Below are 24,632 nucleotides of genomic sequence, written 5' to 3' on the forward strand. Positions count from 1 at the left end.
TTTGAAACATGTTTTATAAGCAAAAAATAACCACATTCTTTTTCTTTCTACTATGTTTCTTTTCCTTCTCGCAAGTAAAAATTTGCTCTTGGAATATAGAAAACCTTGGCATGTCTAAAACAGAAGAAGATATTGCCTATATGGCGAATGTTTTAAAAGAATTTGATGTAGTTGCCATACAAGAAGTAGTAGTAAGCGGAGCAGGAGCAAAAGCAGTAGCTTCGTTAGTAGATGAGCTCAATAGAAAAGGTACAAAATGGGACTATGTAATTAGCAATCCAACATCTGGGAGTGCCTATAAAGCCGAGCGTTATGCTTTTTTATGGCAACCCAAACGCATTAAAAAAATAGGAGAAGCATGGTTAGACACAAACTATGTTGAAGAAATAGAAAGAGAACCCTATTTAGCTACATTTAAATATCAAGAGAAAGAATTTACATTGGTGAATTTTCATGCCAAGACAAAGAAAATGCAACCCGAAACGGAGATTAAATATTTTAAGTTTTTCCCAACCCTATATCCAGATAAAGACCTTGTTTTTATTGGCGATTTTAATTGCCCACAATCGCATACTGTGTTTTTCCCTTTAAAAAAAATGGGCTATCAATCAGCGTTTCAAAACCAAAAAACATCTTTAAAAAAAGCGTGTAAAAATGGAAAATGTTTAGCTTCTGAGTTTGATAATATTTTCTATAATGCAAAGAAAATTAAAGTTTTAAACCCCAGAGTGATTCATTTTTATAAAGATTTTGAAACCTTGCACGAAGCACGGAATATTTCAGACCATGTGCCTATTGCAGTAGAATTGAGTTGGGAATTGTAAAGTGTTTTTAAGATAATAAAGTATAGTATTTGCGCAATTAATATAAGCGGTTCATTTTATAACTAAAAAGGGTGTAATTACAGTCTCAGAGGTTTTATTTTATAACTAAAAAGGGTGTAATTACAGTCTCAGAGGTTCATTTTATAACTAAAAAGGGTTTAATTATAGTCTCAGAGGTTCATTCTATAATTAAAAAGGGTGTAATTATAGTCTCAGAGGTTCATTTTATAACTAAAAAGGGTGTAATTACAGTCTCAGAGGTTCATTTTATAACTAAAAAGGGTTTAATTATAGTCTCAGAGGTTCATTCTATAATTAAAAAGGGTGTAATTACAGTCTCAGAGGTTCATTTTATAACTAAAAAGGGTGTAATTATAGCCTCAGAGGTTCATTCTATAATTAAAAAGAGTGTAATTATAGTCTAGGAAAGATTATTTGAAAAGAAATAAGGCTAAAAGAGTTGATGAGTAGTATTTTTATGCAAACATGTTTTTAAAATAAAAGTATATTTGTATAATGTGTTCGTTGCTATTAGATTTAGTAGTATTCATTTTTTAAAGCATCTCAACCAATACTAATCTTCCAATAGAAAAGAAGACTTAATTATGTTAGACCAATTATACATACAAAAATTCCACGAAGATAAGATAAAACAATACGGTTCAGAAAGTCCACAAAGTCTAGCTTGGTTTTCAGAAGAAGACCAATTAAAGCGCTTTGAAGTTTTAGCACAAATAGGCGATTTGAATACGAAATCCATCCTAGACATTGGTTGCGGTAATGGCGATTTGTGTTATTATTTATCCCAACATTTTACCAATTTTTCCTATCATGGTATCGATAGGATAGCCACTTTTTTAGACAATGCGATTGAAAAAAACAAAGACTTTCCTGATACAACATTTTATCTAGGCGATTTCATGCAAGGCACTTTACCAGTAGTCGATTATGTTTTAGTTTCGGGTTCACTTAATTATAAAAACAGCGACCCTGATTTTATTTTTAAAGCAATAACTCATTTGTATGCCCATTGCAACATAGCATTAGGTTTCAATCTATTAAGCAAAACAGTAAATCCTGATGGTATTTTAATGACGTATTTGACCAAAACCATCACCGATTTTTGTAAAACGCTTTCTGATACAGTTCATCTAAAAGAAAATTATGTTGAAGGGGATTTTACGGTGATGGTGTATAAGTAGAAATACATTTTTATACTTTTTATAAACTTGTTAGACAACTTTTTTGGTTTCCTGATGTCTCCACAAATCCAAAATCTTACTTTCCATTACTTTTCTTTTGAGCAACAGTAGTAGCAACCACTCTACTTTTATTCTCTTTCGATTTCTCTATTTTTCATACATACTTTTAAACCTTTCTAATTTTTCTTTAGTGGTTGTTTTAGGCTTAATCATTGCGTATATAACAATTGGCCTAAAAAACGTTCTAATTATTTTTAGTTTTGTTATGGGCTAGTTCTTTTACACAAGCCACAACTTAAATACACTTACGTAATTAAATAAGCCAACTACGTTAACCTGAATGCTGATATATCTGAAATGGTTATGAGGTATTGTCCATATAATGATTGTCACTAATTTTTTGAGTAAGTCGAAATGGACATTAAGTATTGTTCTGCTGCATATACAATTGATTGGTTCATGGAAAAGGCCATATGTTTCTCAGTTTCATAAAACCATAATTTTTGGATCCGGTCTTCAATATTCATATAAGCTTCTGTTGCGATTTCTTTACCAATGTTGGCATTTTTAAAAATGTCATTTTCCGTATTAACAGATTTAGAATACTTACTAAAATCTGAAACGCCACTATTTTCAGCGGCTTGGACTATTGTTGTTACAGCACAACTGATTGCTGAATTGGCCAACGTTACTTTTCCTTTATCAAAAAAGTCTTCAATATTTTCTTTTGATTCCGCATTTTGAATCTCGGTCTTTATCAAATTTAATTTTTGTTTTAAATCACCAAAGGCAGGTTCACTGGATAAAGGAGAGGGAGGCAAGGGAAATTTATTTAGCCAATTTGTTTGTTTTGAACGAACTTCTTCACGTGCTTTATCCTGTGGTCTTACTCTTAAAGTCATAGTATTTGTAAAAGCATCAGATTCTACCTGTTGTTCATGAAAACTTTGTCCTTTACCTGAACCTTGCATCATGAAATACCAACTTTCAGTTGTATTGTAAGATTTTATTATTTCAGCAAACTCTTTAGATGCATTATCTTCACTTTGCTCACTGGCCCTTGCAAGAACAGTTACAAGCTTTTCCTGTGTCTCGTGTCTTGCATCACCAGACTTAGGTGTTACCGTTTTTGCAATGTCTGCAAACTTCTTTTTGTCACCAAGAATAAGTCTGTTAATAATGTTCTGAAGTTGTTCATACACATCATCATTCCTGTTAAAATTTTCCAAAGTCACTGTATCATTTCCATCACTACTTTTGGCAACCACCGCTGCATAATGGTATCCCCAGATATTTTTCAATATTTCACGCTTCTTACCTGTCTTCAAATGATCAATCTGTTTGTCTTTATCACCTGCCAAGCTATAGGAAGCATAAGCCTCTCCAATTTTAGGTTTAGCAAATTGATTAATTCCGATTTTTTCAGCTTTTTTATCCAGCTGACCCTGACCTGCTTCAATGCCATATCGCTTTCCAGGTATTTCAAATTTATCACCTTCGATCATTTTTTTACGAATTTCCTTTTGGTCAATATTTTTTTTCGATTCCACCAGACCCTTTGCTAAACTTTCAATTTTTTGATCACCAGCGTCAGGGGTGGATCGTATATTAATTACGGTCTCTTCCTCGTCACCTTGTTTATTAAATACTGCCTCATGCTCACGGCTTCCTATTACCCCAGATGCCATTTCAATGCATATGTGAGATACCAGATTTGCAAATTCCTTTTCCTGGGATTTTTCTTCGGTTTGGTAAGCCATTGGTACAATTTTGTATAGGTCTTTATCGTTGGTAGTTAGTTTTAGACCTCCAGATTTCACCAGCATAACTTTACTTTTAGCTTTCCCAAGAACACTATTGGCATGATCAAAAATTTGGGCAATTGCATAAAATTCTTTGGCATGGGCAGAAGTCTTATTAATGGCCATAGTGCCGTCATCAGAAATTAGCAAGCCTTGTTTTTCATGAGATCTGGTAACTTTATGTTTAATGGAATATCCTTTTTTCCCTTTCTTCACTTCAGGATCTACAGATTGAGTTGTAAAGAAATATTCATCTTTACTTTCGTCACCTAATTGGTAATCCTTAGTATCTAAATCTTTGTATCGTTGTACAATGCCATCCTTTAATTCTTTAGTTTGAACTGGAACCATGGTATTTTCGTGAGCCCACTTCTGTTTATCAAAAGCTTTTTCCCCCATCACATCAGCTTCCTTTTCCAACCCCACATCATCATTCACATTGACCTTGCCTTTCATTTGCATAGTAGGTTTTACACGACCTTGTTTTTGTTGTACCACATGCCAAGCCTCGTGAGGTAAATGTTTTTCTTGCCCAGAAGCTATATGTATTTCAGAACCTTGTGCGTAAGCATGGGCATTTAACTGAGCAGGTTTGTCGGAATTGTAATGTACTTTAACATCATCCATAGCATGACCTGAAAGGTTTTCTATTCCCGATTTTAAGTTATCAGGTAATCCTGTGTTGTTTGCTTTTTTTTGTATAAGTCGATTATCACTCAGTACTTTTCCTTCTTTTCCAACAGTATTTGCTGCGGCTTGCACAGTACTTGTTTTATTTTCTAGGGTTTGTTGCTGTTCGTTCATAATGTGGTATTTTTAAAAGGAAACAAGTATTCTTTATTTTTTAACAATGGTGCTTCGTATAAATTTTCTCAACTCCAATCGGTTGCCATTAAAAATATCGAAATCGAAATTAGCATCTTGAAAAGAATAACTTTCAGACTGTTGCCATATTGTCCATTCGTTGTTCCATGCTGTAGGTATAGAACTAGGTTCTAGTTCTTTTGTGTAGGCGGCAACCCATAAAGGATATGCAGCAAATTCTTTGTTGTTGAGGTATTTGTTTCCTGTAGATTTGTTGGTATAGATCATAGGAATGCGTTTTGTTAATCTTTTTACTTCTTCTAGAAAAGTAAGTACATTTTTTTGAGCTGTTTCTAAATTTCCACAGTTGCCGTCCATACCGCTGTTTTCGATATCTAAAACTGGAGGAAGTTGTCCAACATCAAGGAAATGGTTTTCCATGATTACAGAAGCAAAATGTTGGGCTTGTTGTTTGGGATCGAGATCGCAATGATAAAAATGATAGGCTCCACGCACTACTTTTTTGTCTTTCAAAATGGTCCAATTATTGGCAAAATTGGGATCTATATTACTGATGCCTTCTGTAGCTTTACAAATAACAAAATAGAGCGAATCTTCTTTTTTATTTAGTGCACTAATTAAATCGCCTTGATAGTGTGAAATGTCTAACCCATAGGTTACTGTATCTTTTAGAATAAATCGAGAGTCTTTCTTTTTTGTTTTATTAGTATCTGTACTATCTTTTGATTTAGAAGGTGCAGTTGGTGTTATTTCTGAAATGAGAAAGGGTTTTATTTTTTCGGTATAGGCCCAATCGATTAGAAACCAAAGTGCCAAAGCTATTGTTAGATTTTTTAACATGGTTTAATTTTTTAGGAGTATGGTTTTGTTTTCTTTGTTAAATTCTCGTTTTATCCCTTTTAATATTTCTTGTTTTGATACAACAGAATCATTCCTGCCAATGGCTGATAATGCGCAGTATCGCAATACATTAATAATAGAACCACCTGCTAATTCATAGTCTTCGGCTATTTTGTAAACATCAATTTCTTCGGCTAATGTGCAAGTGCCAGAAAAAGCATTTTGCCACAATTGATAGCGTTCATCGGGCGAAGGCATCTTGAAATGAATAATCGCTTGAAATCTACGAGTAAAAGCTTCGTCCATATTGGCTTTTAAATTAGAAGCCAGAATAACGACACCAGGAAAATCTTCAATAAGTTGCAATAAATGTGCGGTTTGCTGGTTGGCATGTCGGTCATTAGAAGAATTGGCAGCAGTTCGTTTGCCAAATAAAGCATCGGCTTCATCAAAAAACAAAATCCATTCTTTATCGCAAGCAATATCAAATACTTTAGATAAATTTTTCTCGGTTTCTCCTATATATTTAGACACAATCATAGATAAATCAATTCGATAGACTTCCTTATTTGTTGCTTTTCCAAGTAGGGTAGCCGTTAATGATTTTCCAGTGCCAGGAGGGCCATAAAACAAAGCACGATAACCGGGTTTGATTTTACGATCTAATCCCCATTCGTTTAACAATGTATTTCCATGTTCTAACCAAATTAGTATTTCATTGACTTGCTCCATAATAACAGGGTCTAGCACAACATCTTCCCAGTTGAGGTTACTTGTTATTTTCTGAGCAGGGAAGGAAGCGCTTTGTGCAATACTGATTTTTTCATTGGTAACGAAATAATGAAACCAATTGTGATGCAAACTAAGGATGCCGTTTAATTTTGGGATAAAATTGTCGGTATCGGCTAATTGTAATATATCTTCTTTAATAAGTATGTTTTCTTTACTAAAAATCTTAAGCACTTCATTTCTTAGTTCTTGATGAGTCGCGGTAATAAGAAAAACTAAGGTTTGTCCTGTGGGGATGAATCCGCTATGACCTTTATCAATAACACCTCCAAACTCGGTAAATCCTCTGTCATACATTGCGTTTTTGCCAAAGAAAATGTCTAAGATTTCGGGTCTGAGATGTGGTGCTAAAGCAAGTGCAAGCGCTAAACGTTCATAGCGATTGAGTTGCCATTCGTTTACCAGTCTCGCATAGGTTGCATTTTCTGTTGTTACATCGGGTAACGGAATAGTATGCCAATCGTTTTCATGTCCTTCTTGCAATAGATAGCTGCAAATTACTTGTTGAATTACTTTTTCAAGCCAATTCAACTCTTCGTGAAGAACCGTTATGTTTGTTTTAGCTTCCATAATTTACAAAGAGTTTTTCAATATCGTCTAGCGTAGCATCTGTCCATTGAAAATAGAGTAATGCTGTGTTTGGATTGAGTTGATTGCCAGGTAAAAGATCTAAAATACTTATTTGATTGTTGTTAATTTGAGATAAATCATGTCCTTGATTTTGAGATAATTCATAGGAGTAGAATTTTTCCCACCATTGTTTTACTATAGAACGTTGATAGATAAGTTCATTAATAAAAACAGATAGTTTTTCATCTTGTTCTTTTAGTTTTTTGGCTTTAAAGAAACAAGGTTTTCGTTCTTCTTGTCTATGGTAAAAATCGATGTCTTTAGATTGAATTGTTTTTGAATTGGCATGCCCAAAAATGTCAATAAGCCCAAAATTTTCATTTTCATTAGCAATTTCCAGCTCGGCATTTTTAGCCCCAGCTATAGCTAAAGTCCAATCGGAAGTACTAGCAGTTTCGGTAATTAGATAAAGTTTTCTAAAGGAATAATTAATTTGCGTTAGTTTAATTATTAATTCATTTTGAATCTCTGTCCAATTTTTGATTTTTACAGCTTCGGGTTCATTAGCAGAAAAAAAGAAGCTACCACTAGACTCAAAGGCTAAAATTTGTTTACTGAATTCGAAAACACCGTCTATAGCATTATTCCCAGTTCCTCTTCCAGAATAAGGCTTTGTTACACCATCATTAAATTTCCATGAGTCTGGATTCAATTTAATATCATGTTCAAACACAACATTTTTAGTATCTATAATGTTGCCACTAAAAATGTTACCAAGTACTACCATTTCCCCATTAATGATGTGAAAGAAATCTCCAGGGAATAGTACTTTATTTAGAGGACTAGAAGGAATGTATCCATTGGTTTTAAAGTAGCAATTTCTATAAAATGTTCTATAAATACTATTCATAATCTTAATATTAATTTAAATGGAAATATTAGATTACAGTTTTTAATAATTAAGAACTGTAATCTAACTATATAATACTTCCTTCGTGTTTTATGAAGCCAATGCTGCTGCATTGGCTGCTGCTAAACCAGACTGTAATGATTTTAAATTAATCTGAGCTTTGTTCAAGTCAGCTGTTTTTAAATTTAACTGATTAAGGGTTTCTTCATACGCTTTTTGTGTTTTGCTAAGTCTGTCTGATGCAGTAGTATAGGCAGTTTTTAATAAGGTGTTTAAAGATATATTAGAGCCTTCGGTTTTGTCATCTGTCAACTTACTGAGAAGCTTTTGTGCTTGTATATTCTCTAAAGCAGCAGTATTTTCGGTATTTTTATTAGTAGAATGTGCTGTGTAGGTGGTGTTTAGTGCTACTAGTGTTAGTGCTACTGCATTGTTTGCGTTGGTTCCTGCATTGGTAACCATTGTAATTAATTGATCTGAAATGAGTGGGTTTTGTGCTTTTTTTCGAGTAACTAAACCTGCCAATTTATTAATCATTTCTGCTGTATAAATAAGTTTGTTAATAACATTAGTAGTATGTTTTGCTACTTCTTTTGTTTTATTATTTGCATGTACAACTTCATCAAAGGCAATCTTAGAATTAGTACTTAAATTTCTAGCATTATTCACTACGGAATTCATTAAGCTAACATTGTTTTTTGCTTGTGTTAGATTTGCATTTGCTTGTGTTAAAAAGTCGGTGTATGTGTTAAACTTGCTTGTTAAAGAATTTACTATAGCTTGCAATTGAGATACTTCGTCTGTTGCGTCTAACACTTGTAAGGTTAATGAATCTAATTTTCTTTTTTTATTTTCAGTAACTGCTTGCATTGGTACTTTTGTGGTTATTGTATTCATTTTGTCTATTATTTAATTGTTTCAGTTAAGGTTTTTTTTGAAATGTATTTAAAGGATTCTGTTTTTTCAAAATCAGATAATGAGTTTGAATATTGTTTTACGGAGCTAACAGCCCCATTTGCTATAGTTAGTATAACTGGAATATATTTATTATCTTCTATTAAAGGTGTTCCAAAATTATCGGTGGTGTTTTCTTGAATATCACAATTCCAAGTTTCTGCGTATATGTCTTCTTTTATTCTCTCTAATTCAGTTATTATATTTTTATCAATTTTTGATATTATGTTTAAAAAATCATCTATTTTTTCCTTTTCTATTTCCATCTTTAATACATCTAATATTGAATTAATTAATTTAGAATCTATTTTTAGGACAGTATCAGTTGTTTTTAATTTTTTTATAAGTTCTTCTATAATTTTGCTTAACTTCGAATCTAAATCTTTTTGTTCCTTAGTTTTTATTTCTATTTTAGCGAGTGTATAATTACCGTAAGTTACGCTTTCAGCAATAAGTTTATTAAAGAAAAAGACAGGTTTAATTTTTCTATATGAATTATTTTGATCTGATTTATTAGAATGATTTTTTATCTTTTCCTTTAAATTTTTTATTTGAATATTAAGTTCTTTAACTTGTTTTTCTAATACGTTCTTTTGAGTAATATCTTCAGTTGCAATTGTTTTTTCAGAATTACTAGTAGTCTCTTTTTTATTAGAATTTGTTTCTTTTTTAGAAGAAATTTGTATGTTAAGTTGGTTCAGTTTTTCATGTAAAATTTCTAATTGACTATTATACTTGCTAAGGCTTGTTTCAGAATTTTCTTCATTTTTTATTTCGTTTTCACAGAGACTTTGTAATTTTTGTAAATCAGCCTTATTGAACATGCCAGCAACTAAATTTGAGTTGTCTGGTAGAAAAATACAACGGTATTCAATATTCTGTTCCTCTTTCTTATTTAATTTGAATTCTAATTTTTGGTTTGTCAATTTTTTTGAGCTATTTTCTTCTTTATTTAAAGGACTAACTTTTATTGAATTATAATGTGGACTATTTAATTGATTTTTTAAAACGAATGAACTAGAAGCAGCTGTTAAAAAGTCTTCAAAATTATTTAACGCTTTTTTATAATTTAAGGTAAATTGTGCGAAAACAAATACTACATAATTTTCACCTAATTTTATGGGGTCTTGATTTGAGTCTAAGTAATTAGCAATTTCTATTTCAATCTCTATTTGTGTTGCGGTTTGATTGGTAGTAACAGGAATAGCTATTTTTGAATTGGTAATTAATCCTTCTGCCATTGATAGAGAAAAAGTGCTTTTTTCACTTTCTTTAACAACAAAAACATAATAATTTTCCACAGGGCTATTATAGTTTGATGAATCGGTTTCGTTGCTATAATTAAACGGATTTAAATAGGGTGAAAATTGTACCGTAAAACCAGTGTTACTCTTGTTTGTAACCTGTAAGTTTAAATTTAAATCTTTATTAGTAGCAATATAAGAGGCAATTGCAGCTGCATATTCAACATCTGTATCTATTAATGTACCTTCTGCCTTCTTTTGAGTGGTACAGGCTGTATCAAAAGTTGTACTATCAGATGCCATTAACGCAGTTGTGGCAGTTAATTGATTTGATAAAGTAGTTCCTAAATTTACAATTAAGTTATTTGTTTCAGTTGCATTGTTAGCAACAGAACTTAATGTAATTTCTGAAGTTAGGTATGAGGCTTCCATTGCTAATTGAGAAGTCATTTCAGCATTATAAGCCGTATCGTTCATTAATTGATTAACAGCAATAGCTTGTTCATATATTTGACTTCCATAATCGGCTGCATTTAAAATGCTAACAATACTACCCATGTCGCTGGCTAATTTTGTAATAGCATTGGTAGCAATTTGCACATTTGCAGCAGCCACTGCAGTGTTAGCAACAGATTGTGAGTTACTTTCTTTTCCTTGATTGGCTGTAGCTAATAGATTTGTAGAAAGGTCTTTATTTGCTACAGCTTCTTTACTAGAAAGTCCCTGACTATTGTAATTAATATTTGCTTGCTCTAATTTTTCTTGAGCAGTTATTTTTGCATCCTCAGCATAATAAAGTGTAAACATATTTGCATTGAGTGATGTTTGTGTGTTGTTCAATTTCAACTCTTGGGCTTGCAAGGATGCGACAACACTCGCATTTAGATTTTCATTGTAGGAACTCATAATTATTTAATTTTAATGTTTATATTATTTGTTAGTATTCTTAATTCTATTAATAAGGCCAGGTTACATATATTGGTTTTTCCATCCAAGAATATTTGATGATTGAGAAAGAAAATGGAGATTTATGAAGTAATAAATCATAGACTCTTTTTTCAACGGTTAGTTCCCAACGGTCTTCTTTTTCAATAAGTAGACCATCTCTAACGAGCCAGTTTCCTCTAAAACCCGGTATGGTGGTGTCTCCAACAGAAGTCCAATGTGAAATGGCAGCACTTATAAGTCCATTAATTAGTTTAATTTCTTCTTCTGTAATTGATATACTATCCATTATTGGTGTTGTGATCGATAGACCGCAGAGTACTTTGTTTAATGGTAACAAAGCTTCATCTGTTTTGGTTAATCCCGTAATAACATATTGTAAATAGTGTACTGCATTTAACTGAGAACTCTTGTTTTTAAATTGTTTGTCTTTTAGAAGTCCTAATCGTTCTATTAACATTTCTATGTAATTGTTTAACAATACAATGCCAGCATTTTTAACGGGTATTGCACTTGTGCTTTTTAGAGTAGAAGATGTATTTAGCATAATATTTTTTTGTTTGTTTATCTTTATGTTTTTCGTCTCTGTTGAAGTTTTATTGTTGGATTTTATTAATTGATTTAAACTAATATGCAAAGCAGGAGGAAGGCTATATCTTATTTTACTAAAGCCATCTATTATTTCTTTTGTAGGGATGTTTTTTTTCTGGCACAACTCCCATAATAATTCTTGCCAAATGCTATCGACAGTAAGAAATGACCAGTTGTTTTCTGTCCAAGCTAAGATTGTTTTTCTAAATAAAACCGTTTGAATTTCTTTTGGAGGAATACCTTTTATAACAAGTTGTGAAAAAGCGTTATACAATCGTTCAATATTATAAAGGTGTTGTATGTTTTTAGTATTATCTTTTATAACAGCTATAGTTTTTCTAAAATCGATCCAATCTTGCAATTGTAGTTTTTGCAGTTGTGGAATTTTATTTTGTTTATAGACCACAATAAAAGAAGTTGGGTTTTGTTCTAATGTTTCATGAAACAAATCGACTGCCGATATTTTTTCGGTAGTATGGAACCATTTGGGAACTTTTCTTTCTGTAATTAAAGAAATAAATAGCGCTTCTATTTGTCCATGTTCCTCACAGTATTTAATATTTTCATTACTATTTTTTAGAGGTGTTCCTAAAGAGCTTAATAACGTAGAATTATAGGCAATTAAAATTTTCTCTAAAGTGGGATTCATTTTTAGTGCGTTTGTGTTTATAGTGGCTATTATTTCACTAGAGTTTAATGCTTTTTCCTTTATTATTACATCCATCCAATGTGTTATAAATGATTTGACTATAGATGTGCTATTTTCATTTTGTTGAATAACTTTCCAAGTTGTTTTCCAAAATTCGAATTCAATGGTTGAGGTTGCTTTTATCGTTATGAAATGGTTTATGAATTCATGAAAAGACCTAAGTGTTTCCATAGCTTCGTATAGATTTGTGTTTTTATTATTCGAAATCCATAAACTGAAAAAATGCCAATCGAAATTTTTTTGTATTATATTTATACGACTATCGGTTAGGCTACAATTAGAAAGTATTCTTTGTATTTCTTGAGGGTTAATTTCAAGAGCTGCTTGCAACAAATCGTTTAATTTAAATTTGTGGTTGTTTACTGTAGTACTTAAAGTTTCGCTCTGTATCATTTTCTCAATCCATTCATATAATTTAAAGACAGGTATTGCTTGCCCGTTTAACAGAATCGTTGTAGGTTTTGTTATTGCAGGTGCAGTAATGTTTGTGTCTTTGCGAATAGCCTTTGGTTTAGTGTGTAGTAGTCTGGTTTTTATTTTTTCAAGATAGGTTGTAGAGGAAGGAATGTTTTGTATTTTTTCGTGTTGGAAAATCTCTGATACAAATTCATCAAATTGTGTTTTTTGGTTAGTAGTGGCTAATGCAAACAGATTTTCTAAAAGTGCTTCTATAAATTGAATAGCGGTATATTCAGGATGCAATAGCATAATTCTAATGCCTAGATTATAAATGTTCTGATATACGGTAAGGTTTAATTTTCTAAAATTAGGATTCTTGTTTAAATCTTTAATGGCACTTTTAAAGGTTTTTAGTAGTGCTATTTTTGTATTCTTTGTTCTTTTTATAAACAAGGCATCCATTTTTTTATTTAAAATATAAGGGAATAACAGCTTTAGAGACGACTTGTTTTTATAGTTTAATAGCGCATAAAAAGTTCTTTCTGTATGATGATGAATGTGATTAAGAATTGAATTTTGAACGCGTATAGATGTTGTTGAGTTGGTTTGATTTGTTTCTATTTGATATCGTAATTCGTCTATTAATTCAATAAAATTGAGATTGTTAAATGGGCTGTTTTTTTCGTGAACTTCTTCTTTTAAAATAGCGGTTAAGTTGGTATATATTTCTAAAGTAGCTATAGTTTTTGAAGAAGCAGGAACATTGCTATTGCTTAGTTTTTCTAATATGTTTTGTTTTAGTTCATTGTTTTTTTTACTTAATGCAGTAATTGTGAAGGTTAAGAATGTTTTATTATCGAAAGGAGAATTTTTATAATGAATTAGAAATTGAATTCCTATTTCCCATAATGAAGCACTGTCTAACTTTACATTCATTTCTTTGTAAAGCTTTTCAATGAAATAAATACTCTCTATGAGCATTTTTGATTGAACGGGTAAAACTGCATGAAAAATATGTTCAAGGGCTTCATTTTGTAAATCTTGAACAACAGGATTCCAAAAATGATTGGTACTACTCAAGGAGGAAAACAAATCGCGAAATCTATTTTTGTTTTCTTTTGAAAGTGCAATTACTAATTCGTTAAACTCTCTTTTTTTTACGTTGTCTTTTCGAAGTGAAACAGAATGAATTAACGCTGTTAGATTTTCCCAATGGTCGTTTTCCTGAAGTATTGTTTCGCTCGTTTTTTTCGTTTTAAAGAGTTCGTTTTCTTTGGTTAAAAGGTTTAATGTTAGAATAAAATCGGCTTTTGTACTAGCCGTTACATGAATTTGCTGTATGGCTAATTCAATCATGTTTAATAATTCAGAATAGGCAACATTGTAATGATTTGCCATTTGCTGAATACTACTTTTCATAAATGTAACCTTATTGAATATAGTTCCTCTATCGGTAAACAAATAGTTCACTATCCAAAACCATAGGTTTCGTTTAAAGTCGTTTTCATTGGCTGGAACAAGTGTTTGATGTTGCTGTATTTTTGTTAATTTTTTAGAAAATTTAATAATTTGATTGTGATTACTGGTTTCTAAGCCTTCAATAATTTTTATTATTATAGATTCTTGTAGTTGCCATGCCATTCTTTGTCTCACCTTTTCATCGGTTTTGCCAACTTCCTGTAGCATTGTAATTATTGCTTCTTTGTTGTTCTTGAATTGCTCTACCATCATTTCGTGGATAGAATAATCCACGTCTTTATAATTCCAAGGCATTGTTCCTGTCATTAAGTAATGACTAAGCTTGTGTATTTGGGAAGTATTCGTATTTAAAATTTCAATACCATCACTTCCTTTTTCTGCATTTAGGATAAGTTCAATTAATGTGTCGCTTAATTGGCGAAAGAGTTTTTGAGACAAATCTTCTTCTAAAGTATCATAATCAATAGTGCCTAAGTCTAATGTTAATGATTGAATGCACCAAGTTTGGCTAGCAGGACATATCTCATCAAAAATGGAATTGATTTCTTTTTGCATTTTTGTATTGCTCCAGCGACTAATGCGTTGTTGCAATTCGGTAGCGTTTTCTTTTTGATTAAAAGAATTTTCCCATTTAAATTTAGATATGATATGATTTACAGTACTTGCCATACTTTTTCTTTAGCTATTGGTTAAAATGTTGATTAATGCATTTGCTGTTTCAGTTGTTTTTTTATAGGTTGAATTATTGAATGTAATGTCGTTATGCCAATTGATGTAGGCAGGAATTAAATCGCATAATGTTTTCTGACTTAGGAATTGATAGTTATAAGTAACATCTATAGGTAGGGTGTTTTCTAGCAATAATTCGAGTCTGTTTTTAAAATAGTCGTTGGTGAAATAGGAAATGTAATCTGGAAAAATTAATGTGATAGTTTTTGTAGTGTCATTATTTTTTGAGATCTTTTCTTGATGCATTGTAATAAAATAATCTACCTCATTACAAGTTATTTTTGTCCAATTTGCACTTTCATCATTAAATGCTGTTGCTGATAAATTATAGGAAATAGTATCATTAATAATGATTGCTGTTTGTGTACTGCTTAAATCTATTTCCGTTTTGTTATTAGTAGTAGTCTTTGTTGAATTTTCTAATAGTATATATAATGCTATAGTTTCTGGATAATTTAATGAGTCTTCTATTGTGTAATAAGGACCTTCTAAAGTAGATTGTGTTATGATTATGCTATTAGCTGTTGGGTAAAGCAAACAATTTTCTATGCAGATAAATCCTTTTCGTTCTTTTAGAAACCAAAGACATTGTTGTATTTGTTCTAATTGATTAATGCATGTTTTGCATTTTGCATTTTCTTGAGAAGTATTTTTGCATTGTGTACATTCGTTTTCATCTATCGTTGAAAGAACACATTCTAAATGATTAATATAAGGTGTTTTTAAACTTAGTAAAATAGTAGTTTTTAATTCTAAAGCTGCATAGTTTATAAAGTCTTGTTTTCTGGTTTTTTCTATTTGATCTACCTTATTGGTGTTAAAAATGAAATCATTTTCAAACTTTTCATTTTTAGGAATATTAAAAGTGTCTTCAGGTTCTAAATAAAAGCGCACAGAAGAAACATCAATTAATAGTTGTTCCAAATTTAATGGAATATCTTTTTTTAAGTTTTCAATCTTTTTTGCTCCCAAATAATTATAGCCTTGGTACCTATAATAGGAAAGCAAACCTAGGTTCTGTAGGTATAAACTTTTAATAATGATTTTATCTTTAGAACTGTTTCCCGTATAAATGGAACTTTCAATAATTGAATTTATGAGTAAAGGTGATTCTCCATGTCTCGCTAATAAATGATCGAGCATTTCATTTCTTCGCTTCAAATTGATGCTTTCATCTTCAATTAAATCTTGCAGTCCTTTTATATAAGTATTATATGGGTCTTCTTTAAATTTTTTCCAGCTCATTTCTTCTGCTACATTTTTAGTTCTAGTTTCTAAACTAAAATTGAAAGCATCATTATTTTTAAGCAATGGTTTTATATTTGGAATGGAATATAATGGCTGATAAAAATAGGTTGGTGCAAAGCACAAAAAAGGAACAGGATATTCAAGATGTATTTTCTCATTGGGTGTTTTAGTTGCATAAAATTTTTGTAATTCTGAAGGTGTACCCGTTATTCCATTTTTAAAGGAAAAGAGTTGCGGAACATTCGCTAACTGCGAAAATTGATTGGCTAGTATTTGATCAAATAAGGTAAGGTATCCTTTTAGTTGACGAGATTGTGCTATCTGAAAATCCGACGCATTTGAGTTGATTGCATTTGCTCCCACAGCATAGATGTCAGGAAAAGTATTTTGGATAGAATAATAAGAGTTAATATCTCTAAATGTCCCTGTAGGTAAGCTATTTCTACTATCAATGCTATCATCAAACGATAAATCTAATGACTGTATTTTGTTTTCTTCGTTATCGTTTTTAGTATTGGTATATGTAATCTCTAATTGACTTAAATCAAAAGAGATTATTTGAGTTAGTGTTGCTGTAGCGGTGTCGTTATTTTCAGTATTGTTTATTTTTAAATTTTGAACATTGAAAACGTTTTCAACAGTTAATAGTAGTGTGATAAGATTATTTGTGGTAATTGTATTTTTCTTTTTACCGAGATTTTCGTTGCTAATCCAACCATGTCTCATTTCAGGACCATTATATATATTATCTGCGCTTTCTCTTTCTACAAGTAATTGATTGTCTTCTTCTTGAATAGCTTTTGGAAAAATATAGTTTCTAATTTTATTCTGTATGCTTGCTAATGTTGTGTTTTTTTCGGCTTCATTATTTAATTGAAGGATTCCGCCTACTGTATAAATAACTTTTTCAAGTGGTAAAGGCATCAAAAATAACTCACCAATGTTTCTTCGTTTGTTTAAACGATAAAAGACGGTTTGACAGATAGTTGCAATTGCAATAGAGTTAGTAATTATAGGATTTATAGATAGATAAACACTATAAGTACCTTTACAATAAGATAGAGAACTCTGTTTTGGAACTATAATAACATTGTCAACCTCATCTACTTCGTCTATAATATATTTGATATAATCGTTGATTGTAACGGGTGCGGTAGTTAGAATTTCTTTAGGTAGATAAAATTGATCTTTAATGATAAGTTTGTCATCAGCATTCGTTAAAATGTCATTTATAGAGAAATCATTACAATAGCCTAATTCCGTTAAGGCATAGCATAGTTGGTCCAATATGGTAACTCCTGGATCACTTGAATTTAAATTGGTCCATTCATTACCACTTACTTCTTGTATATGTGCGAGTCCTTCTTGTTTTAAAGCTTTAAAATCCTGAGTAATTGGAAGTGGTTCATCTATTATGTAATTCATCTCTTTCATTTTATATCATGATTTAAGCTTGAAACGATTAATAATTCTGGATTTTCATTTAAATTTATAGTGTTCATGTTTGTACATGTAATTTCAAATCCATTTTGAAATAGTCTAGTCGCATTTAGAATTACATTTTCAACATTACTAACACCTTCTATTGTCTTTATGAAATCAATAACTTGAGTGGTCGTAAGCTCTTCGTCTATTGCTATTTGTGGACTATTTGTAGTAATCCAAGGTGACAAAAAGAGATTCAAATCATTTTCAATTATTTTTTTTATTCCTTCAAGTTCGTAGCCTTCTAAAAGTGATATTGTAGCGTTTACAGTAACATATAAGAAAGTAAAGTTGGAAACAACAATAGGAGTGAAGGCAGTGCTTCGTTCACTCAAAAATTGTTGTATTTTTTTTTCTAAACAAGTGGAAACCATAGGTGCAAAAGCACTATAATCTTCGCTATTACTATACTTTTTTACTACATAAACTTGAATTTTATTAGTAGTATAAACCGATTTAGAATAGTAGATTTCATTAAATTCTTGTTGAATGGTACTATAATAATCAGAAGAGCTAACATTTCTATCTTTCGTTTTTAATCGATTACTAATTCGTTTGTTTTTGAAATCATTCGTTTCCATTGCTTTTCCTCCAAATGAAGGAAAGGGTTGTAGAATACTTGCAATTTCAGGAATGGCTGTGTGAGGTTTGCTAATAGTTGAAGCGTCAATTTGTGGTTTGGTAGTATCCGATAAATATTCGCTACCAGAACGAGTTACTAAAACACCATTTGTAGTTAGAAAAGTAATGTCTGGATAATTAGAAACTTCATTTTTAGTAGCAACACAAATCCAATAGTTTTCACTATCCATTATACCTGTTTGATTACTGATGTCTTCTGGGAAATTAAAAGTAAGAATACCAGAGCAACTTAAATTATTTGTAGTATCTGAAAGCAAAGGAAGTAGTTGCCAACCTGAAGCACTTAGATAATAATAATCGGGTTTTGTATTTGTTGGTTGGTTGCCTTCTTTTCTACCTAATTCTACATAGAAATTAATTTTATTTGGGGCAATAACGTTTTCTAATTCAATATATAAGAAACCTTTGTAGTCATGTAATGAAGAAAGTAATGGAACTCCAATGTTTTTTTTTGCATCTGTGTTATTTTGATCTCCAACATTATAATTTTTCAAAGCAACTGCACATGAAGAATCATAGGTTAAATAGTTTACAAAAGGAGAATAGGCAAAACATTGTAATGGGTAATCGTTTGCTTTAGTAACATCATATAATTGAGAGGCACTATAATTGGCTGTTATTTTTTTTAACTTAGGAACAAAAGGAAGTTTTGCAGTCGCAAGTATTTTTTTCGGGTCTATTTTTGTTTTTTTTGAAATTAGTAGCGCATTTTGTAACGCAATACTAGCTACAATTTCAGGATATAATTGAGACCCAAAACCATAGGGAGCAGGGCCAGAAAGAACCATTTTTAAAAAGCCAGAGGTACTTTCTTCTGAATAAATTAAAGGCGTTTTTTGAATGTTTGGATTTACATTACTTTTTGGTATTGCTGCATTTGTATCTATTGCTACAAATTCAATATTTGTTGTTTGTGACGCATCTTGATTGGAGACAGCTACCGATTTTGAAGATGTTGTGGTAGCAGAATAATTAAAAAAACTTTTATTAGTTAATTCACATTGCTTTGCTTCACTAGTAGTACTGAATAATAAATTAGAAGTGTTTTCAGCTTCTGGAACACAATATTCATTTACAGTATAGGGCACAAGAATTGTTGTGCCTTCTTCTGTAATTTTAACGTCTTGTTTTGTCATATCAAATGCTGTCCATGAAGCATTATTCAATAACTCAAAGTCAATTGTAAAGCAAACATTATTAAAAGGAATTGCAGCACTAGGAGTAGTTATTCCTAAAATATCTTTTAATAATTGCGCTATTTCTTTTAATAAATTTATAATCGTGTCTAGCCCTTTTTTTATTAACTGCACACCACCTTTAATAATTTTTTCAATCTTATGTAGAAGCCCTTTCGATTTAGAGTCAATAACAACTAATTGATTTTGTGTAGGGTTTTCTGTTAACTTAGATAGATAAGTATTATATTCCTGATAATAGTTTTGAAAATTTTTTGGCAAAGTATCCCAAGTCAAATCTATTCCAAAGGAATTGAAAGGTTTGCTGAAAATTTCAGTGCTACCTAAAATGAAACTATTATTTATTGAAGGAGTTGGCCCAAACAATTCAAATGGGTTTTTAGCATCTAAAGCACCAAAATCATTATACAATTGAAGCGACGAAATGTTTTGTACAGATACATCGAATTGAACAGTACGTAAAACTGGAATAGTAGTGCTATTGTTTAGAGCGCTTAACTCAATTTTAAGCAAAGGCCATAACGTATCGTAACCATCAGGATTTTTTAAAAAAGCTTCTATTGCTGGTTGAGAAGTATCTAATGTTATATTTAATCGTATTGATAAATCATTCTCTTCTGATTCATTTATTGTGACAGGAACAACGAGCCATTCATTTTGTGTACTAAGGGAATAAGTAGCATTGTGTAAAAAATCGAATGCACCTTTCTCATTAAAGGTCATAATTATTTGAATTGTTCTTTCTCCCTCTTTTAAGTACAATAATGGAGTTGCTAAAGCAAAGCCTATTGGAAGTGTGGAAGCAATAGGAGAAAACTCGTTTCCGAAAATAGGCCAACCTTGTGTTTTTCCAGATTCACTTTTCTTAAGAACAGAGGGAGAAGCATTTTTTTGCAATAGTAATCGAGTATCTGTTGTTTTTGCAACTGTGATTGTTTTTGTGCTGACAACTGTTGCAGGGTTTAAAGACACATTTTCATTGCAAGAAAAGGTGATGGGCTTTTTCTGACTATCTACACCTGCATCAAACAGCGTTTCTTTTTGTAAAAGAAAAGCGGCATTTTTTTTACTTAATACAATAGCGATAAAAACACTATCTGGTAGTGCGCTTTTGATATTCTGCAGAAGGATATCACTATAGTAAAAGTCCAAATGTTTTTGTGAAATTTCATTCAATTGATTGCGATGATGCATTAATAATTTAATGAAAGTGCGAACTAAAACAGTATCTGGAAAACGACTTGTTTTTGTTTTTAATGTTTCAAAGGCTATAGTTGCATTTTGAATGATAGTGATGAAAAAATTAAAAAACTGATCACCAAATTTTTTTATTGCAGTAATAAAATCGGAAATTGTATTGTCTAGAAAAGAAGGATTTAAGCTAAGGATTTCCCAATAGGGTTTTTTGTCTTTGTTTGTTTTCCAAATTTTGGTATCTGCATTTTGAAAAATTGTAGATTCTAAATTTTCAGCTTTTTCTATAATATTATTTAAAACCAATTGTTTACGGAGTGATAACAAAGCCCATAGTTGTGAACTATAGCTATATTCTACTTGATAAAGAATATACTTTTTTAAACTAAACTCTTGGTCAGATTGTAATAAATAATGTATCCAACGTTCCAGTTTTATAAATAATTGAAATAGTTGATCAAAAAGGGTACTAATTAAAGTTCCTATATTTCTATTCTCAGGATTCTCTTTAAATAAAGTATTGATATGCAGACAAGAATAATTAAAAGTAGATTGTTTTTTAGTAATGTTTGTCTTTGAAATAGAGGCTAAAATAATTACAGGATCTTTTAATAAAAAAGGCAACCAGTTTCCATAAATTTGATTTGAAGCGTCGTAGAAATTAATAAGCGAGGCAAAATCGGCAATAAAACTCAACCAGTCACGATCAGTTCTTCCATCTATCAAATTTGACGATGGAATCAGTGCGCTTTCTGTTGCGTTAAGAATGTTATTTTGACTCAATTTATTCATTTATTTTCTTCCTAAATTGGTACCTTCTTTTATGTAAAAAGGAAAAACATAATTATGTCTAGTATTGGTTTGATTAAAGAGATATACAATTCGAATTTCTATTAGCCCAGACGAAATATTTGCATATACAACAGTTATTTCTAAAACAGTAATTCGGGGTTCATTATGTAGTAAAGAAAATTTAACAACATCTATAATTTCCCCTTTTAATGTCTCGTCCATTTTTCTGAAGAAAAATTGCTGCAATCCAGAACCAAATCTTGGATTTAAGCTTCTTTCACCAGTGTTTGTAAGAAGAATAATTTTAATGGATTCATTTACATTTTGTTCATAGCTAGTTAAATTTAACTGATGGTTGCCCTCAGAAAAAGTAACAGGAAATGCCCAGCCAGATCCAAAAAAATGATTTTCTTGTTTGTTTTTATTATTATCCACCTATAATTACGTTTAAAGCCCCTAACATAATAGTCCCTCCATGAGCAGTAGAATCTCCCATTCTTGCAGCAGGCATTCCACCAATCATTACTGTTGATGATCCTTTAACGATAGTGTCTGGAGGACCAACACAAATGAGCATATCTCCAACTCTTGCAGCTGGGAGTTTGTTAATTAAAACGGTTGGTTCACCTGGCCCAGTGATTGGTCCACCTACATGAGGAATAGGGGCTGGAAATGCAGGAGTTTGCATAGGACACTCGTGAAAATCTGTTAACCTTGCTGCTGGTGGCATATTTCTTTATTTTTAAATTATTATTTTAAGTAGTATTGTTAGTTTTTTTCTATTTTTAATTAATCATTACCATAGCTCCTTTTAGGACTAATTGTGCCCCGCCTTGTACTTCTGCATTTAAGTTTCCTTTAGCAGTAAATTGGCTTTGGGCAGTTTCTTTTATATTTATTCCACTAGTAGAGACATCACCACCAGAGGCAGCAATACTAACACCTTGGTTTCCTTTAATACTTACTTTCTGATCGGCTTCAATATTTATATTTTTTGTGCTCTTAATGGTAATACCACTACTAGACATTACAATGCTATTATCGTTTTGGTCTTTAATAGTTATTTGCTTGTCTTTATCACTAACAATTATGGTGTTTTTATTAGGAGTGGTAAGTGTCCAAACTACATTTTCATCGTCAAATTCCAAATACATTTTAGATTTAGAAACAATTGCTTTTTTTGAATTTTTTTCATTCGGAGTTAATCCTTCATAAGGTTTCAAATTCGAACTACTATATAAACTACCTAATATAATAGGGTAGCGGGGATCTTCATTTAAAAAACCAAGTACTACTTCATCACCCACTTCGGGCAAAAAGAAAGCACCAGCTCCATTTGTAGCATAAAAATTAGAGAGACGAGCCCAAACACCTTCTCCATTAGTGTCAAACAAAGGGATGGTTACTAATATGCGATATTGAGAATCAGGATCACTATCTATTTTTTTTACAGTACCATTGAATAACCCTCTGGCTCCAGGTAATAACCCAGAGGCAGGTGGAGCCATAACATCTGGTTCTTCTGTAAACCAAATTGGAGAAAGACCTATGCTTATTTCTGTAATCCAATTACCATCGGATAAATCATGGGTAACACTAGAAATAAAATGATCGCCATTAAATCGATCTCCAAGACCTCCTAATGTGATATAACTTGCAGGTTGAACTAAATTTGTACCTTGAAACTTGGCTTCTCCTTGTATCTTTGAGTACTCACTTTTTATGAGTTGAGCTTTTGCCCAGTTCGTTAAATCTGCATTTTCTAAAGGAGCTGTTGTTTGAAGTTCATAGTCTGATAGCCCAACCACTTCAGATAGTTTTTTAGAAGAGATATTACCTGGTCCAGATACATTATTTGCAGATTGCATTGATGTTATCGCTTGATTTTTATAATCCCAACTGGAAGCTTTTGTATTGCCATATTGTGTAATCGCATTCATTGTAGCATTAAAATACATTAGTCCATTGCCATAAGTAACATCTAAAACGGGTGTGGTCTTTGCGTTAGGAGGAGCTACAGTTACGGTTCCATTAAGTGTGGTCACAATCATTCCATTACTCTCTGCACGAGCCATAATATAATCCCAATCGGTTGTGTAATATTGAACCTGTTCAGGCCATGTTATGTTAGTATCGGTCACTTTAGCGGTTAGGCCAGAATAGGTTCCAATGATTGAAGTGATGTTTTCACTATCCTTTTTTTTATTAAAAGTTAAACTCTTTCTACCCACAATCATTTTTATGGCTTCATCTCTACATTCTACTTCTAAAGCAGAGCCAACAATTTCATCTATTCGTATGGCTTGCCCCGTAATAATACCTTGAAAAACAACTTGGTTTTGAGAATCATAACCACACTCGATGCTTATTTTTGCTCCAGGAACAAAGGTTGAAGAAGAACTAGCGTCGAATTTTCCAGTATTAGCCTCACCATCTAAGATGGTTATCTTTGCAGAAGCGATACGGTTTACTTCTTTTTTTATAATAACAGAGAGAACATTCAATTCACTAGGTATTGCTGTTCCTGCTACTTTTATTGTGAAAGTTGCTATATTACCTGATGTTATTTCATTTTGAGTTGCCATTTATACTGGTTGTATTATAGGGGGGAAGATTAATTTTTCTCCTCCTTTTAAGTTTCTAAATTTATTAAGACCATTATATCTTGCCACTTGTATGTAATAACTATCGTCATTCCAAGTTTTTTGACAAAGTTGGGGGAGTGTATTACCTTCAACTACACTAATTAAATGAGTAATGTCGGGCGATTTTTTATCATCTAATTCTTCAACACTTTCTGGAGAAATATATTCGGTAAAACCTAGAGATAACTTGGCTCTTAAAGGGCTTCCATCAGGTTTAAAAAGGGTGTAGGTTGTGTCCATAGACTTTAATACACCTTTAAAAACAATACTTTGTCCCCATTGTATTTTTACAAAATTGGGACGGTGAATTGTTCCATTATAAGTATATATTATTTTTTCTAAAGCATTGATTTCATCAGACATCTTTGTGCGTTTAGAATCTACTATACCTGTACAATCTATAGTTAAATCAAAATTTAATTTTTCAACAGGAGTACTCTTGTATTTTTGAGATGGAGCACTTGTGTTTGGAGCTTGTTGTTCATTATATTCAATTCCTCTTTGCCATTTAATGTTTTCAGGATTTAACATAACAGTATAGGGTTGTCCTGCGAAAGCTTGTTGGAAATTTTCGTCAGTATAGCCTGTTATTTTCATTAATTCTAAACTTGCGCCCAT

The 24,632-nt window shown here is 31.6% G+C and carries 15 protein-coding genes; 2 read left to right on the top strand and 13 right to left on the bottom strand.

Annotation, left to right across the window (positions count from 1 at the left end; genetic code table 11):
• Positions 1 to 8: 8 nt before the first annotated feature.
• Positions 9 to 824 carry an endonuclease/exonuclease/phosphatase family protein gene (locus ACZ49Z_RS10415; protein WP_464304258.1) on the top strand — a complete coding sequence of 272 codons (816 nt, stop codon included), beginning with the start codon at positions 9 to 11 and terminating at the stop codon, positions 822 to 824.
• 605 nt (positions 825 to 1,429) lie between these two features.
• Positions 1,430 to 2,026: a class I SAM-dependent methyltransferase gene (locus ACZ49Z_RS10420; protein WP_464304259.1), complete on the top strand. Its 597-nt coding sequence runs from the start codon at positions 1,430 to 1,432 to the stop codon at positions 2,024 to 2,026.
• Positions 2,027 to 2,418: 392 nt separating this feature from the next.
• Here the strand turns inward: ACZ49Z_RS10420 and ACZ49Z_RS10425 are convergent, their stop codons facing one another.
• The 13 genes from ACZ49Z_RS10425 to ACZ49Z_RS10485 all read right to left on the bottom strand — a co-directional run bounded on the left by ACZ49Z_RS10425 (position 2,419) and on the right by ACZ49Z_RS10485 (position 24,632).
• Positions 2,419 to 4,632: an eCIS core domain-containing protein gene (locus ACZ49Z_RS10425; RefSeq protein ID WP_464304260.1), complete on the bottom strand. Its 2,214-nt coding sequence runs from the start codon at positions 4,630 to 4,632 to the stop codon at positions 2,419 to 2,421.
• 33 nt (positions 4,633 to 4,665) lie between these two features.
• On the bottom strand, positions 4,666 to 5,493 hold the full coding sequence (locus tag ACZ49Z_RS10430) for a glycoside hydrolase family 25 protein (RefSeq protein ID WP_464304261.1): 828 nt from the start codon (positions 5,491 to 5,493) through the stop codon (positions 4,666 to 4,668).
• Between the two features lie 3 nt (positions 5,494 to 5,496).
• Complete coding sequence (locus ACZ49Z_RS10435; RefSeq protein ID WP_464304262.1) at positions 5,497 to 6,852, bottom strand: ATP-binding protein; 1,356 nt, start codon at positions 6,850 to 6,852, stop codon at positions 5,497 to 5,499.
• Positions 6,842 to 7,762, bottom strand: a complete 921-nt coding sequence (locus ACZ49Z_RS10440) for a hypothetical protein (RefSeq protein WP_464304263.1) — start codon at positions 7,760 to 7,762, stop codon at positions 6,842 to 6,844. The genes ACZ49Z_RS10435 and ACZ49Z_RS10440 overlap by 11 nt, the downstream gene beginning before the upstream one ends.
• A 90-nt stretch (positions 7,763 to 7,852) precedes the next feature.
• Positions 7,853 to 8,659, bottom strand: coding sequence for a hypothetical protein (locus ACZ49Z_RS10445; protein WP_464304264.1), 807 nt, complete (start codon positions 8,657 to 8,659; stop codon positions 7,853 to 7,855).
• Positions 8,660 to 8,667: 8 nt separating this feature from the next.
• Complete coding sequence (locus ACZ49Z_RS10450) at positions 8,668 to 10,866, bottom strand: hypothetical protein (protein WP_464304265.1); 2,199 nt, start codon at positions 10,864 to 10,866, stop codon at positions 8,668 to 8,670.
• A gap of 49 nt (positions 10,867 to 10,915) precedes the next feature.
• A complete protein-coding gene (locus ACZ49Z_RS10455; protein WP_464304266.1) occupies positions 10,916 to 14,752 on the bottom strand; it encodes a contractile injection system tape measure protein in 3,837 nt (1,278 codons plus the stop codon).
• Between the two features lie 9 nt (positions 14,753 to 14,761).
• Entirely contained in the window at positions 14,762 to 17,485 is a 2,724-nt protein-coding gene (locus ACZ49Z_RS10460; protein ID WP_464304267.1) for a hypothetical protein, read from the bottom strand.
• A gap of 5 nt (positions 17,486 to 17,490) precedes the next feature.
• The gene (locus ACZ49Z_RS10465) at positions 17,491 to 21,369 is read right to left on the bottom strand and encodes a hypothetical protein (protein WP_464304268.1); all 3,879 of its coding nucleotides are present in this window, start codon (positions 21,367 to 21,369) and stop codon (positions 17,491 to 17,493) included.
• Entirely contained in the window at positions 21,370 to 21,804 is a 435-nt protein-coding gene (locus tag ACZ49Z_RS10470) for a GPW/gp25 family protein (protein ID WP_464304269.1), read from the bottom strand.
• Positions 21,797 to 22,099 carry a PAAR domain-containing protein gene (locus ACZ49Z_RS10475; protein ID WP_464304270.1) on the bottom strand — a complete coding sequence of 101 codons (303 nt, stop codon included), beginning with the start codon at positions 22,097 to 22,099 and terminating at the stop codon, positions 21,797 to 21,799. Before ACZ49Z_RS10475 ends, ACZ49Z_RS10470 begins: the two co-directional genes overlap by 8 nt.
• A 55-nt stretch (positions 22,100 to 22,154) precedes the next feature.
• Positions 22,155 to 23,954, bottom strand: a complete 1,800-nt coding sequence (gene vgrG / locus ACZ49Z_RS10480; protein WP_464304271.1) for a type VI secretion system tip protein VgrG — start codon at positions 23,952 to 23,954, stop codon at positions 22,155 to 22,157.
• Complete coding sequence (locus ACZ49Z_RS10485; protein ID WP_464304272.1) at positions 23,955 to 24,632, bottom strand: CIS tube protein; 678 nt, start codon at positions 24,630 to 24,632, stop codon at positions 23,955 to 23,957. It abuts the gene before it with no gap.

It is taken from the genome of Flavobacterium sp. KY-23415 (genome assembly GCF_055384985.1).

What these genes read in the sequence shown, in the direction of transcription:
- ACZ49Z_RS10425 (WP_464304260.1), bottom strand. Translation starts at nt 4,632, where the DNA reads ATGAACGAACAGCAACAAACCCTAGAAAATAAAACAAGTACTGTGCAA.
- vgrG (WP_464304271.1), bottom strand. Translation starts at nt 23,954, where the DNA reads ATGGCAACTCAAAATGAAATAACATCAGGTAATATAGCAACTTTCACA.
- ACZ49Z_RS10415 (WP_464304258.1), top strand. Translation starts at nt 9, where the DNA reads ATGTTTTATAAGCAAAAAATAACCACATTCTTTTTCTTTCTACTATGT.
- ACZ49Z_RS10455 (WP_464304266.1), bottom strand. Translation starts at nt 14,752, where the DNA reads ATGGCAAGTACTGTAAATCATATCATATCTAAATTTAAATGGGAAAAT.
- ACZ49Z_RS10445 (WP_464304264.1), bottom strand. Translation starts at nt 8,659, where the DNA reads ATGAATACAATAACCACAAAAGTACCAATGCAAGCAGTTACTGAAAAT.
- ACZ49Z_RS10475 (WP_464304270.1), bottom strand. Translation starts at nt 22,099, where the DNA reads ATGCCACCAGCAGCAAGGTTAACAGATTTTCACGAGTGTCCTATGCAA.
- ACZ49Z_RS10420 (WP_464304259.1), top strand. Translation starts at nt 1,430, where the DNA reads ATGTTAGACCAATTATACATACAAAAATTCCACGAAGATAAGATAAAA.
- ACZ49Z_RS10460 (WP_464304267.1), bottom strand. Translation starts at nt 17,485, where the DNA reads ATGAATTACATAATAGATGAACCACTTCCAATTACTCAGGATTTTAAA.
- ACZ49Z_RS10440 (WP_464304263.1), bottom strand. Translation starts at nt 7,762, where the DNA reads ATGAATAGTATTTATAGAACATTTTATAGAAATTGCTACTTTAAAACC.
- ACZ49Z_RS10435 (WP_464304262.1), bottom strand. Translation starts at nt 6,852, where the DNA reads ATGGAAGCTAAAACAAACATAACGGTTCTTCACGAAGAGTTGAATTGG.
- ACZ49Z_RS10430 (WP_464304261.1), bottom strand. Translation starts at nt 5,493, where the DNA reads ATGTTAAAAAATCTAACAATAGCTTTGGCACTTTGGTTTCTAATCGAT.
- ACZ49Z_RS10485 (WP_464304272.1), bottom strand. Translation starts at nt 24,632, where the DNA reads ATGGGCGCAAGTTTAGAATTAATGAAAATAACAGGCTATACTGACGAA.
- ACZ49Z_RS10465 (WP_464304268.1), bottom strand. Translation starts at nt 21,369, where the DNA reads ATGAATAAATTGAGTCAAAATAACATTCTTAACGCAACAGAAAGCGCA.
- ACZ49Z_RS10450 (WP_464304265.1), bottom strand. Translation starts at nt 10,866, where the DNA reads ATGAGTTCCTACAATGAAAATCTAAATGCGAGTGTTGTCGCATCCTTG.